Raw genomic sequence first — 13,748 nt, forward strand, 5'->3', positions numbered from 1 at the left:
ATGTCCCGGCGACAGGCCCGCGCCCAGACCCTCACCGTCGAGGATCCGCTGTTCCCCTTCGGACGGATCGGTGATCCGTCGCGAACGGGCCTGCAGATGCGCCAGTTCCGGCGGCAGCATCGTCGGCGTCTCGACCTCGGCCGCCCTGGTCTGCCGCGCCCAGGTCCGCTCGTTGAGCACCAGGTTCACCCGCTGGTCGGGACGCAACCCGAACCCGGCACCCCCACCCCGCAGGATCTCGGTCTCCGCAGGAGTCGCGTTCTCCCACGCCCGCGTGCTCCGCTCGGCAGCCGACGTTCCCGCAGGCGGCTTCGGCACCGGCACGACAACCGGCTCCGGTGTACGCCCCGCCAGCGTCGACTGGATCTCGGCGATCCGCTGTGAGCGCCACACCCACTCCGACACCGGTTCGCCCGGGGTCCGCACCTGCCGCCGCAGATCCGCCAACTCGGCCCGCAACCGCTGCTCGGACTGCTGTGCCCAACTGCGCTCGTTGAGCACCAGGTTCACCCGCTGGTCCGGACGCAACCCGGCACCCGCACCCCGACCGTCCAACACCTCCTGCTCGGCGGGCGTCGGGTTCTCCACGCGACGCGGACCAGCAGCGGACGGCCTCGACACCGGTGTCGTCTCCGGCTTACGGTCACCCAGCGCAACCTGGATGTCGTACATCCGCTGTGAGCGCCACACCCACTCCGACACCGGTTCGCCCGGGGTCCGCACCTGCCGCCGCAGATCCGCCAACTCGGCCCGCAACCGCTGCTCGGACTGCTGTGCCCAACTGCGCTCGTTGAGCACCAGGTTCACCCGCTGGTCCGGACGCAGCCCGGCACCCGCACCCCCACCCCGCAGGATCTCGGTCTCCGCAGGAGTCGCGTTCTCCCACGCCCGCGTGCTCCGCTCGGCAGCCGACGTTCCCGCAGGCGGCCTCGGCACCGGCACCTCGGCCGGTTGCTCGCCAAGCCTGGACCTGATCTCCGCGATCCGCTGGGACCGCCACACCCACTCCGAGATCGGCTCACCCGGCGTCCGCACCCGGCCCCGCAGTTCCGTCAACTCCGCCCGCAGACCCGCCTCGACCTCAGCCGCCTGCCGCGCCCAGTTCCGCTCGTTGAGCACCAGGTTGACGCGCTCATCCGGCCGCAACCCGGCACCCGCACCCCCACCCCGCAGCACCTCCGACTCGGCAGGCGACGCACCCGCCCACGCCCGAGCACTGCGCTGCTCAGCCGTCTCACCCGCAGATCTCGGCAACGACCACTCGGAACGCACACCCAACGCCGACTCGAGCTCCGCGATCCGCTGATCCCGCCGTACCCACTCCGACCCGTCCAGTTCCACCTGCGTGGCGGGGGCCGCAGGCGTGTCCATCTCAGGTGCCCGCAGTTCCGGGCGGCCACGCCGGTGCAGCACGACCTGGACTCCACCGTCCCCGTACGGGTTGAGGCCCTGCCTCGCCAACTCCACCTGCCGCCGCAACTCAGCGATCCGCGCCGCCCCGGCCGCAGCAGCACCCGGCCCGCCGATCCAGGTCTCGGCGCCCTGCGCGAACGACCGCAGCGCCTCCACCACCAGCACCCGCTGATCCGGCGGCACGCCCGTGCCCAGCCCCGCACCATCGAGAATCCGCTGTTCCGCCTCGGACGGGTTCTGCCCCCACTGCTCCCGTGCCCGCAGATCCGTCAACTCCGCCCGCAGGCCCGCCTCGACCTCAGCCGCCTGCCGCGCCCAGTTCCGCTCGTTGAGCACCAGGTTGACGCGCTCATCCGGCCGCAACCCGGCACCCCCACCCCGCAGCACCTCCGACTCGGCAGGCGACGCACCCGCCCACGCCCGAGCCTGCCGCGCCGCCGGCGACTCACCCTGCCTCGGCGACGGCACGTCCACCGGCTTCGGAGCACTCCCACCCAGTGTCGACTCGAGCTCCGCGATCCGCATTTCCCGCCGTACCCACTCCGAGGTCGGCTCACCCGGCGTCCGCACCCGGTCCCGCAGATCCGTCAGCTCGGCCCGCAACGCATCGTCAGCCGCCGTCGCGTATCCGGCCGAGATCCGGTCATTGAGCACCACGTTCACCCGCTGGTCGGGACGCAGCCCGGCACCCGCGCCCCCGCCCCGCAACACCTCCAACTCCGCAGGCGACGCGTCCGCCCACGCCCGTGCCCGCCGGTCAGCGGCCGATCCGGGCGATGGAGCCTTGCCACTGCCCGATGCGGGCTCCTGCCTGGTCGCCGGCTCAGGTCTGGTGCCCGCCTCGGGCTTGGGGCCCGCCTCCGGCTGCACCGGCGGCGCAGGCGTGGCCTCGGCTGGCGCGACCTGGGCCGGCGTCGCCGGGGCCGGTTGTTCGGTCGTCGGCGCAGGCCGACCATCCCGGACCGGCGGCGACGGCTCGTACGTTCCGGTACGCGGCGTCGACGAGCCTGCCGGCGGATCCTTCCGCAGGGTGCCGGACTGCCCCGTCGAGGGCTCCAGACGCTTCGTCCCCGACTCCGGACGCTGCCCGAACGTCTCACCGGGTCGCGGCGCCGAGTCTCCGACCGGCGGATCCTTGCGCAACTTGCCGGGCTTGACCGGCCCGGACTCCGGCGACGACTCCAACCGCCGGTTCGCCGACTCCGGACGCTGCCCGAAGGTCTCGCCCGGCCGCCCCGCATCGCCCACCGGCCGGTCCTTGCGCAGCTTCCCGAGCCCCGCCTGCGGCTCCGGCGACGACTCCAACCGCCGAGTTCCCGACTCCGGACGCTGCCCGAAGGTCTCGCCCGGCCGTCCCGTGTCACCGACGGGCCGATCCTTGCGCAACTTCCCAGGCGTGACCTGCTCCGGCTCCGGCGACGATTCCAACCGCCGGGTCCCCGACTCCGGACGCTGCCCGAACGCCTCACCCGGCCGGGACTGCCCCGGCGGCGTGGTGACGTCGCCCGGCGGACGGGAACTCTCGCCCGCCCGTGTCCGCGTGCCCGGGTTCAGGTCCGCATCCGGCCTGGTCCCGGTGCCGGGTTTGACCTCTGCGCGCTTGGCCGCGCCCTCAACCAGGTCCGCCATCTGCCCGTGCAGACTGTCGCGCGCCGCCACGGGCTGTCCGGCCGACCTCGGCCCCGGCGCGGCGGCCGGGCCGGACCGCGAGCCGAAGACCTCGCCCGGCTGCGACCCGGCCGGCGTCCGGGTGTCGGTGGTCGGGATGCGGTCCGGGACGCGCTTGGCACCGCTCGGCGGTGCCCCCTCGGTGCCGGAGGGCGAGCGCTGGCCGCCCTGCCCGGCTGGTGCCCGGGTCTCGCCCCCGACTCCTCGGGGCGTGTCACCGACGTCCCGGGCGCCACGGGTGGTCCAGGCCGGGTTGTCCACCGTCGGCTCGATGTACCGGTCCGGGGTCACCGTCTCGGTACGGCTGCCGGTGCGCGGCTCCCGCATCCCCATCGTGCCCTGCGATCCACCGGTACGCGACGAGCCGCCGCCCTCCGCCCCGGCCGAGCGACCCGGCTGCGGATTACCGGTGTCGGTCCTCGGTGTCGGGGTGTCGGTCGACCGGGGCGGCGTGGTGAGGTCCCCGGTTCTGGCCGGTCCCGCCCCGCCGCCGTCCAGGCCCCGCTGTCCCGGCGGGACCAGGCTGCCGTCGGCGTCCGGTCGGGCCGGTCGGCCCCCGAGCTGCTGGCCCTCGCCGTACCCCTTCCAGCTTCCGCCGGAGGCCGGCGCGTCCGGGGTGGTACCCCTGCCCCCCGGTGCGATCCCGCCGCCGGTGTTGCCGCCCGGTCCCGCCGACTTGATGACGACGGAGGGCGGCTGTGGGGTCGGCGCGTCACCGCCCCGGCGGAACATGCCCCTGAAGTTCTCCACCGAGTTGACCACGCGATCGATGGTCCCGCCGCCGAGCCGGTGACCGGGGCCGGGCATGTCCGCGCCCGGAGTCGGCCGGGAGGTCACACCGAGTGGCGCGGGCTCCGGTGGGTTGAGTTGCCACCCGGGGCGGCTCTTGATGTCGACCATCTGCCCCCGGCCCCGGTCCAGTCCGGAGACGGCGGACTTGCCGGGGGTGTGCTCCTGCCAGGAGTAGTAACTGCCCTCCGGGGCGCGCCCACCGGAGTCCGGCAGGACGCGGTTGTCCCGGTCGGGCATCCGCATCCAGCGGTCCGACGGCTGCTGGTTGCCGGCGCCGGGCCGGCCCTGCACCGCCTCGTCCGGCAGGCGGACCCACTTTTCCCCGTTGATCTCCCGGACCTGGGCGGGACGCTCGGTGACCCGGCCGTCGCCGGTCGGTCTCGACGAGACACCGAACTGGTCGTCCCGGACCACCTTGCCGTCGCCCAGGCGGCGCCCGGCGCCGGGGTCGGGTGGATCCACCGGATCGGTCCGAGGCGGTCGGCCGAGCCCTCCCGGGCCGTGCGGCTCGCCGCTGGATCCGCCGAGCCGCACGCCTGGCGGTTGGTCCGGACCGCGTTGCAACAACAGGAACTCGGTGCCGAACTTGTCCGTCCGGATGTGCCAGTCCCACTCGCCGCTGTACTGGTCACGACCCGAGGTCCTGGGGGGTGGTGCCTCGGCAGGTGGCGGGACCGGGCCTTTCACCTCCGGGTCGGGTCGCGGACCGCCGGGTCCCTTCGGCCCCATCACGGGTACGGCCGTCTGGTCCGGATAGGGCGCTCGGGCGTCGATGCCGTCGGGCCCGGTGTGCCGCGGACCACCGGGCATGGGCTTCGTCGGCACCGGGACCTGCTTGAGCGGAGTCTCGACCCCCGGCTGACCGCTGAACTGCCGACCCGCGCCGCCCTGCGCGTCGCCGCCGACGGGCCGCCGTGGGGTCAGGGCGGTGATGTGATCGTCCAGGCGCTGCACGACGAGGGCGTTGCCACCGGTGGGCTGCCCGCCGGGGCTGTCGGCGAGGATCCGTTCGCGCAGCGCGCGCATCTCGGTCAGCGTGCCCGGCCGGCTGGACTGCGACACCCCGGGTTGACCCTTGCCGCCGCCTCCCTCGGTGATGAGGTCGCGGATCCGCGCGTCGAGGTTGGCCTGCACCGGGTTGGTCTTGCCCGGCTCCGGCGCGCCCTTCGAGGACGCGCCCACCGGGGCGGTGTCCGTGGTCGGCTTGCCCTGCCCGACGACCGGCGGCTGGTCGCCGTTGGTGCCGCCCGGACGGGAGCCGGGCGGGACATCGGCCGGGACCTGTTCGGGGGTGTCCGGCCGCGTCGCCGTGTGCGAGGTGGGTCGGGGTGACGTGACCGGGGTGTCCGGCCGCACGGCCGGTGGCTCGCCGGAGGCAGGTGCCCGGTCGAGCGGTGGTCTCGTCGTGACCGGGGTCCTGACGTCGACCGGCACGTCGCTCGCGGCGAGGTTGCCCCGTGGGCCGGGCTGCCCGGCGGGTGGTGCCGGTGTGGACGGCTCGGGGGTGGCCGGTCTCGGGGTGGACGTGGGGACGTCGACCACCTGGTTGGTCGGGATTCCCTCGACGGGACGCCCTGGACGCGGGGCCCCGCCGACGGTGCCGCCGCCGGGCGTGTTCACCGGGTTCCCCTCGACACCCGGCTGGACCGGGCGGCCGGGCGGTGGCACCGACACCGTGGCATCGGGAGTGGTACCGGCAGGTCTGCCACCCGGCGGGGGAACGTCCGTCACCGTGCCGACGCCACCGGGCCGCGCCACGGGCGGATCGACCGTCAGGCCTTGGCCCGGCGGCGGAGTGCCGGACCGGACCGGTTCGGGGGTGATCGGTGACACGTCCCGGGCAGGACCGTTGACACTGAAGTCCCGACCCGCGCCCGGGGTCGCGGGCAGGTCCGGGCTGGCGGCGGGCGGCCGTCCTCCAGCAGGGGTAGCGGGCAGGTCGGGGCTGGCGGCCGGCGGCCGTCCTCCGCCGGGCGTCGCGGGCAGTTCAGGGCTGGCGGTCGGCGGCCGTCCTCCGCCGGGCGCCGGCTCGGGCGTCAGCGCCGACGGCGGCCGAGGATCGGCGGCGACGGCGCGCGGAGGCGTCGCGGGCGCGTCCACTCCGGCCATCGCCGGTCCACCCGGCGTCCGCGTACCGACGGGTGGAACACCCGCGTCGGCCTTCGGCGGTGGGGTGGTGCGGGCCGGCGGCGGCAGGCTGCTGGCCGCGTTGCCGTTGCCGACCGCCGCCGGTGGCCGACCGTCGGGCTGCGGCACCCCGGCCCGGGGTTGCGGTTGGGCTGGTGGTGGCGTGTTCACCGGGCCGTCGAGGCGGGCCGGTGGCGGTGTGGTCCGCGCCGGTGCGCCGCCGAGCGCCGAGGGTGGGGGCTGGTCGACTGTGGTGGGTCGGGTGGTCCGGGTCGGCGCGGCCCCACCGGCGGTCGCCCGCCCGCCGGTGGGACGGACCGGTGGCGGCGTCGAACTGGCACTGACCGGGCCCGGCGTCGGGGGCCGGCCACCGACGGCGCCGTACGGGGGTGGTGCGCCGAGCGGAGGGCCGTCCGGCGAGCCGACGCCCGGCACGTCTCCGCGACCGGTCCGCAGGTCCGGGGTGGGGGTGTCGCCGGGCCGCCCGCCGGGGGCGGTGCCGTCCAGGCCCTTGACCGTCGGCACGTCGGTCGACTTCGGCCCACCGCCGCCGACCTTGCCGAGTCCCCGGGTGGAGAGTCCGAACAGACCGCCCAGACCGGCGGCGGCACCGACGTTGATCCAGCTCTCGTTGGTGATCTCGAACTTGCCGTCGACGTGCGACGCGATCGCCTGAGCGAAGACCTCGGCGGCGAGTTGGGTGGAACCGAACACGGCCGCGCCGAGGCCGAACTGGAACGACATGTTGATGATGGCCCGCAGCGCCGTGGCTAGACCGGCGACCGCGCGTGCCATCGCGGCGACGAGGGCGGCGAGCGCCGGGCCGATCGCGAAACCGACCAGGAAGCCGAAGAGCAGTCCGAAGATGACGCCCAGGATCGTGGCGAGGGATTGTTTCCGGATCTCTTCGAGCTTCTTGCGGATCTCGTCCGCCATCTTGCGCAACCGCCGGGCCCAGCGGCGGCACAACTCGGCGGTGTTGCGGAGGTTCTTCTCGAGATTGGGCAGCGTGCGGGTGGCCGCCGCCCGCCCGCTGCCCTGCCAGTTACCGACCCGAGCCAGCGCCCTCGACGGTGTGAGGACCAACCGATCGAGGTCCTCGGCCTTGGCTTCCCACTGCGCGGCGAGCGCATCGAGTTTGTCAGGATCCGGATGGGTGTCGCTCGCCATCCGTCACTCTTTATCCGGCGGCGGTGGCTTGTTCGCGTCGGGATTGTTGGGGTAGAGGGTGTGCACCGGCGACTCGGTGGTGTTGTACGCGTCCCCGAGATCGACGGGCGGAGGGGTGCCGCCGTCGCCTTCGCCGTCATCCTCCGGCGGCAGGTCATCGGCGGGGATGGCGGCGGTGAACTCGTCGAACATCTTGATGACCGTCTTCTCGGCCTCGCCGTAGTTCGACGCCGCGCTCGCCGCGATCCCGCACACCTGCGAAATCAGCCCGTAGGTTTCCTGTTCCTGCGATCCGAACAGATCCCACTGCAGTTTCTGCAACCGATAGTTGAACTGCTGGACCTCTTCGGCGGTCTCGCCGGCCCAACTGAGTTCGAGGTTCTTCCAGGTGTTACCGATACGCTCCCACGAATCGACGACATCACCCATGAGTTTGACGACTCGCTCCGACCCGATCGTCCACATTCCCTGCGGGTCCACATTGATGCTCTGGCCGTCGTCGTAGTGTGCGGGCGCACCGCTCCCCATGCTCAGCCCCCCGCCCACGCACAAATCGGTTCCGTGCCGGAGACGCTAGCATCGGCCCAGCTCAACCGGACCATCTCAATGTTGGTGACGGTGGGCGTCCCCCGAAGAGGGACATCCGTCTGCGGGGGCCCACGTGGTACATGTCTAAGATGGCCGACCCTGAGCTGGACACCTACGTACAGGCGTCGATTAAACACGTACCCGAACTGCACATGGAAGAGCGCACGGCGCGATCGGTCACCGGCGACAATCTGTTCAACCCGCCCAAGGACGCGGGCGACGAAACGAAGGAACTCGTCGAGCCGACCGTCCGCGCGTTCGGGGTCACGCCCGCCGACCTTCGCGGGGCACAGGACTACATGCTCAATGAACTCAACACCCAGGTCGACGAGTTCGAGGCGTTCAAGGCGGACGTGCTCAGCAAGGGTGGCTGGATCTTCTACGCCGAGAACGAGGGCGGCGTACAGAACGACCGCGAGATCAGAAGCCACGACGGCGGTAGCCACATCTCGCGGCACACGGTGAGGGGCGAGGACCTCCCGCCGGTCGAGGACCCCAATCCGGATCAGACGCAGATGCTCGTGGACGCCCAACTCTCGCTGCTCAAGGCGGTCGGCGGTTCGATCCAGGCGGTGGCGCAGTACGTCGTCCGGGTCAACAATGCCGCCCAGTTCTACGCGGAGGCCGACAAGCAGTCGTTCGGTGAGACGGTGCCGACCGCGCCCGAGTCCCTTCCCCGGGTCGGTGGCCCCGAGGAATCCGCCTGATGACCGGGCCGGAACTGACGCCGACCAAGGGGCACACGTTCGAGCGGCAGAGTGACGGCTCCGTGGTGACGTACGACGCCAACGGACAACCGGTCCAGCAGGTGATGCCGGACGGGCGGGTCTACAGCTCCTTCGACGACGCGGGGCGCGCCCGGTACGTGGAGATCCCGCCGTCGGACGGGCAGGCGGCGACGTACGCGCACATCGGCTACCAGGACAACCTGACGATTTTCCGGTACTCCGACAAGTCGGTGCTGACCTTCGACAGTCACAGCCAGGACCTGGTCAGCCAGCGGCTGCCCGACGGCACCCTGTACACCGACTTCAACGCAAACGACCAGCCGCAGTACGTCGAGATCCCGGCCCGCAGCGGCCAGCCGGCGACCAATGCCGAGATCAGCTACGTCAACGGCAACACCGTCTACACGTACGCCGACGACAGCGTCGTCACGTACGACGCCGACGGCAAGATCCTCAGCGAGCAACGCCCCGACGGCACGACGTACAGCGACTTCGACGCCAGCAACCGGCCCGGCCACATCGACGTCCCCGCCACCGAAGAACGACCCGCCACCAGCGCCGACATCACCTACCAGGACGGCAACACCCTCTACACGTACGCCGACGACACCGTCATCACCTACAACGCCGACGGCAAGATGCTCAAGGAGCAGCGCCCCGACGGGACCACCTACAGCGACTTCGACGCCGACAACCGGCCCGGCCACATCGACGTCCCCGCCACCGAGGGCCGCCTCGCCACCAGCGCCGACATCACCTACCAGGACGGCAACACCCTCTACACGTACGCCGACGACAGCGTCATCACGTACAACTCCGGCGGCAAGATCCTGACCGAGGAACGTGCCGACGGCACCACCTACAGCCAGTTCGACGCCGACAACCGCCCGCACTACGTCGACATCCCCGCCACCGAGGAACGCCCCGGCGTCACCGCCACCATCAGCTACCGGGACGGCAACACCGTTTACACGTACGACGACGAGAGCGTCGTGACGTACGACTCGGAGGGCCAGATCCTCACCGAGGACCGTGGCGACGGGTGGGTCATCACGTACAAGGACGGGGCGCCGACGTCCGGCGTCAACTCGGAGACCCGGGAGACGGTGACCATCACGCCGACGGCCGGCGGTGGTTTCCAGTGGACCTACTCCGGCGGCACGACCATCTTCCGCAACTCGGACGGTGCGGTCACCAGCATGGAGCAGAACGGCTGGACGTTCACCACCTTCGACTCCGAGGGTCGACCGACGTACGGCACCCAGGGCACCAAGACGGTCACCATCGAGTACGGCAGCAGCGGCAGCGACATCAAGTGGGCGTACACCGACAACGGCAAGCCCTCGATCACCGTGGTCACCAACGCGGACGGTACGCCGATCACCCAGATCAACCCGGACGGTTCCCAGTTCACCTTCGCCGTCGAGCTCGACAAGCTGGCCGACGCCGCCAAGAAGGTCGCGACCGAGCGGGACGCGCTGGAAAGCAAACTGAACGAGATCAACAAGGAGTTCCGCACGCTGCGCGACTACTGGATGAGCCCGGCCGGCAAAAACTTCGCGCTGTTGCTCGATCAGGTCGACGGTCTGAGCGGGCAGACGCGCGACGTCCTCAACGAGGCGATCCGGCGGATGAAGCACACCCATGCGATGTACACCGACGTCGAGGAGCAGAACACCAAGAACCTGACCAACAACAACCGGTGAGCCGCCGCCTCACCGCACCTCGAACTCGTGGATCGAGTACCCGTACCCGGGCATCGCCTTGGCCGTGCCGACCATGCGTACGTAGCGGGCCGGGGTGCGGGTGACGGCGATGTCGACCGTCCCGCCCGCGCCGCTACCGGTCTGGTAGACCGTCCGCCACGTCCCGCCGTCGGCGGACACCTCGACCCGGTACGCCGTCGCGTAGGCCCGTTCCCACCGCAGCCGCACCTCGGTGACCTGCCAGAGTTCGCCGAGGTCGACGGCGAGCCACTGGGTGTCCGGGGTGAACACGCTGCCCCACCGGGACTCCCGGTCCCCGTCGATCGCGCTCGACGGCCGGTAGATCGTCTCGAAGCTCGACGCGCTGGCGGTCCCGGAGAGTGCCAGGTTCCGCCCCGAACTGTTCACCCGACCCGGCATCGCCGAGGACGCCGCCGGCCGGGGGGTGGCACTCGGTGCGGACGACGGCGACCCGGCGGGGCGGGTCGGGGCCACCGGCGCGGGCACCCGGTCGGTGCCGCCCGTCGACGCCTGGCTCTGCCCGGGAAAGCTCGGGCCGGGGGCCGCACCGGTCTGGCCGCTGCTGCCGGAGGCGGGACTGACCGAGGTGGACGGATCGTCGCCCGGGGTACCGGACGGGTCGGCGGCGACCGGCGTCCCGGCGGAGAACTCCGGAAGACCCTGCGGCGGCGGTACGGCGTACCCCGGCGACGTGTCGGCACCGGACGGCTGCCCGTTCGGATTCAGCACGTACCCGCTGGCGACCGCCACGGTCAGGACCGCGACGGCCGTCAGGATCTGGGCCGACAGCCGGGGATTGCGCCGCCGCCGGGTCTCCGGTCCGGCCGGACCGGACCCGGACGGGTGTCGCCGCTCGTCGTCCGGACCGGACGGGGGCGAGACCGGCGGACGGGACGCCTCGGTACGCGGTGGGTGCCCCGCCTCCGTACCCTGCTTCGGCTCGTCGCGGCGGACCGGACGGACGGCCTCGTGCCGCGCCACCGGACGGATCGGATACTGCGTCGTCGGCTCGGCCGCCAGCGCGGGCCCGACCGGGGCGTTCCCGCCGGCCCGGCCGCCCGCAGGCGACGCGGTCGTCTCCTGCGACGCCGCACCCGCCCCGATCGTCCGTCCGCCTTCGGGACTCCGCCTCGGGACCGTCGGGTCCGCCGGCCGCTCCGCCGGTGCCGGGACAACCGGGATCGCGCCATCGGACTGCGGGGCACGCAGCACGACGGTCCGCTGCACCACCGGCGCAGCCGGTTCACCCTGCTCCGGGTCCGGCGTCGGGACCGCGTCGTCCCCGGCCGCCACCGCGAACCGGGCCGGCGACAACTCGACCCGCTGACGGGTCTCGGCGGGCATCCGGCCCAGCAGCGCGCCGAGCACCGGCAACACGTGGTACCGGGGCGGCTTGCCGGGTACGCCAACGAAGATCCGCATCTTGCCGGAGGTCCACGGGTGTGACCGCACCAGGCGTGCGGCGTGCTCCTGCTCGGGCGGCCGCACCCAGAGGCCGGACTGTGTCACCTCGGCCACCCACCGCTCGCCGAGCCGGAAGACGTTCTCCGTCAGCTCCGGGTAGCCGTCGAGTCCGCGTACCGGTCCGACCGGGCGGGCCGGACCCTCGGGCGGAAAACTGAGGACGGTCGCGATCGGTTCCCAGGTGGCCGCCGAGTGGTCGACGGCGAGACTCGTCGGTCGGCCCTCGGGCGTGAGCGCCGGCAGGCCGGTGTGCACCTGCACCGGGACACCCGTTTCGCGGGCCAGGCTCGTCGCCGCCGCCGCAGTCGTGGTCACCGATCCATAGGAGGCCAGCACGAGTTGCTGGCGTAGGTGGGACGGGAGCCGGTCGAGGAACTCCACGATGGCCTCCGCCTCCGGCTCCGGCTGCCCGGGCCGCCCGATCAGCAGCACCGGCCGGTCAGCGTCCATCGGCACCCCGTACGCGGGGTCGTCGTAGTCCGGCATCGGCGTGCCCGGCAGCCGACCGAACAGCCACATCCCGGCCGGTACGGGAAGCAGCACCAGATCACCGGGGCACGTCGCGGCGCACAGCTCGTCGACGTCGTTCTCCCAGGGCGGCTGCGGGCTGCGATGGCCGGCCGGGGAGGCCACCCCGTCGGGGGTGTGCCGCAGCCAGCCGTCCACCGCGAACAGCGAACCCCCGGGTACCAGCAGCACCTCGGTACGGGGTACGTCGAGGGTGGCGGTCAGCTCCCGGGCCAAGCGACCGACCGGTCCGCGACCGGCCGCCCCGGCCACCGCGACCCGGGCACGACTGCCCGGCGGCACCGCGATGGGCAGCACCGTCTCGACGAACGCCCAGTCCTCGGCGGTGTCGAGCGGCCCGATGACGGTCACCACGTCGCGCTCCGCCGCCAGCCCGGTCGCTGCGGCGGCGACCGCTCCCGTCGGGTCGGCGCCGACCACGGCCACCCGGTCACCGACCCAGTTCAGGGCCGAACCGAGCTTGCGGAACCGGTTGCTGTCCGCGAGCGACTCCGGGTTCGACTCGGCACCCGGTCCGACCGGTTCCGGCGACGGCTGCGCGTCGGAGGTACGGCCTCGTTGTTCACGGATCATGTCGACTACTACGGGCCGGGGGCTTCGAGTGTTCAAGACCCCCGGCCCGGCCTGCGGTGATCGTCAGCCGCGCCAGGTGCGCAGGTTCGAGAACTCCGCTTCCGAGTAGTTGTTCCAGGCGAGGTTGGCGGCGTTCGCGATGTCGCCGAGCGCGCCGTCGACGCCGAACAGACCGTTCGCTCCGGCGTTCCACTGCCCCTGGAGTCCGACGTACTCCTCGCGCGCCTCGCCGACCCAGCTCTCCTCCAGCGGGACGAGCTTGCTCTTCAGGGTCGCGAGCATCTCGACCAGCTCGTCGGCGGTGCTCTTGAGCCTGGCGCCGGCGAACTCCAGCTCCGGGGGGACCCGGATGCGACTACCCATACTGTCGGTCACACGAACTCCTCTACTCGGGCGGGCTGACGGTTCCGGTCAGGCGCCGGGCTCGGGCCCGAGGCGGGCCGCCGGAATACCGTTGATCTCGGGCATGGTGCGCACCGTCGCCTCATCGGCCGTGACGTAGTTCCCGGCGTTGCGCTGCAGGCCCCTGGAGATCCCGTTCAGGGCGTCGTTGAGCATCCGGCCGCAGGAGTCGTACTCCTCCATGGTCTGCTTGTATGCCTTGGAACCCGGCCCCAACCAGTACGACGCCAGGTCGTCCACGTCCCGTCGCAGTGTCGCGAGCCGCGCCTGTAGTTGTGCAGCCGTGTCGGTGCAGGACTGTGAACCGTCCAGCAGCATCTGCGGAGTGATGTCGACTAGCTTCATAGGCCCTCCCGGTCGATGCCGCTCGGCCTCCTGGCCGTCCGGACGGCGGTCCCGTCCCAGCCTGCCCTGCCGGCACGGGACCGGCACAGTCACCAGTTCCAGGGACACCCGTCGCACCGGACGGTGAGGACACCCGGTGCGGACATAAAGGGACTACCGGCGATACGGCGAGTCGTGCCATCGTGCGGCGGGAGTGTCCTGGGCAGGGAGGCCGACGCAGAGC

The 13,748-nt window shown here is 72.4% G+C and carries 7 protein-coding genes (1 of these 7 cut by a window edge); 2 read left to right on the plus strand and 5 right to left on the minus strand.

Annotated elements, in window-relative coordinates:
- Together ID554_RS09740 and ID554_RS09745 are read right to left on the minus strand one after the other, a co-directional pair.
- On the minus strand, nt 1–7,170 hold the 5' end (the start) of the coding sequence (locus tag ID554_RS09740; protein ID WP_117229469.1) for a hypothetical protein. Its footprint begins 43,302 nt before the window's first position; 7,170 of the gene's 50,472 nt are visible here — the first part of the coding sequence; its start codon is at nt 7,168–7,170; the stop codon falls past the left edge of the window.
- Between the two features lie 3 nt (nt 7,171–7,173).
- Entirely contained in the window at nt 7,174–7,716 is a 543-nt protein-coding gene (locus ID554_RS09745) for a hypothetical protein (protein WP_147333517.1), read from the minus strand.
- A gap of 131 nt (nt 7,717–7,847) precedes the next feature.
- Between ID554_RS09745 and ID554_RS09750 the strand changes: the two genes are divergently transcribed.
- Complete coding sequence (locus ID554_RS09750; protein ID WP_117229467.1) at nt 7,848–8,465, plus strand: hypothetical protein; 618 nt, start codon at nt 7,848–7,850, stop codon at nt 8,463–8,465.
- Nucleotides 8,465–10,192, plus strand: coding sequence for a WXG100 family type VII secretion target (locus tag ID554_RS09755; protein ID WP_117229466.1), 1,728 nt, complete (start codon nt 8,465–8,467; stop codon nt 10,190–10,192). Before ID554_RS09750 ends, ID554_RS09755 begins: the two co-directional genes overlap by 1 nt.
- 9 nt (nt 10,193–10,201) lie before the next feature.
- Here ID554_RS09755 and ID554_RS09760 read toward each other — a convergent pair whose 3' ends face one another.
- The 3 genes from ID554_RS09760 to ID554_RS09770 all read right to left on the minus strand — a co-directional run bounded on the left by ID554_RS09760 (nt 10,202) and on the right by ID554_RS09770 (nt 13,525).
- Nucleotides 10,202–12,778, minus strand: coding sequence for a discoidin domain-containing protein (locus tag ID554_RS09760; protein WP_117229465.1), 2,577 nt, complete (start codon nt 12,776–12,778; stop codon nt 10,202–10,204).
- Between the two features lie 63 nt (nt 12,779–12,841).
- Nucleotides 12,842–13,153, minus strand: coding sequence for a WXG100 family type VII secretion target (locus ID554_RS09765; RefSeq protein ID WP_147333516.1), 312 nt, complete (start codon nt 13,151–13,153; stop codon nt 12,842–12,844).
- Between the two features lie 36 nt (nt 13,154–13,189).
- The gene (locus ID554_RS09770) at nt 13,190–13,525 is read right to left on the minus strand and encodes a WXG100 family type VII secretion target (RefSeq protein WP_117229463.1); all 336 of its coding nucleotides are present in this window, start codon (nt 13,523–13,525) and stop codon (nt 13,190–13,192) included.
- Between the last annotated feature and the right edge of the window lie 223 nt (nt 13,526–13,748).

The sequence above is a fragment of the Micromonospora craniellae genome, assembly GCF_014764405.1.
In the GTDB taxonomy this organism is placed as follows: domain Bacteria; phylum Actinomycetota; class Actinomycetes; order Mycobacteriales; family Micromonosporaceae; genus Micromonospora; species Micromonospora craniellae.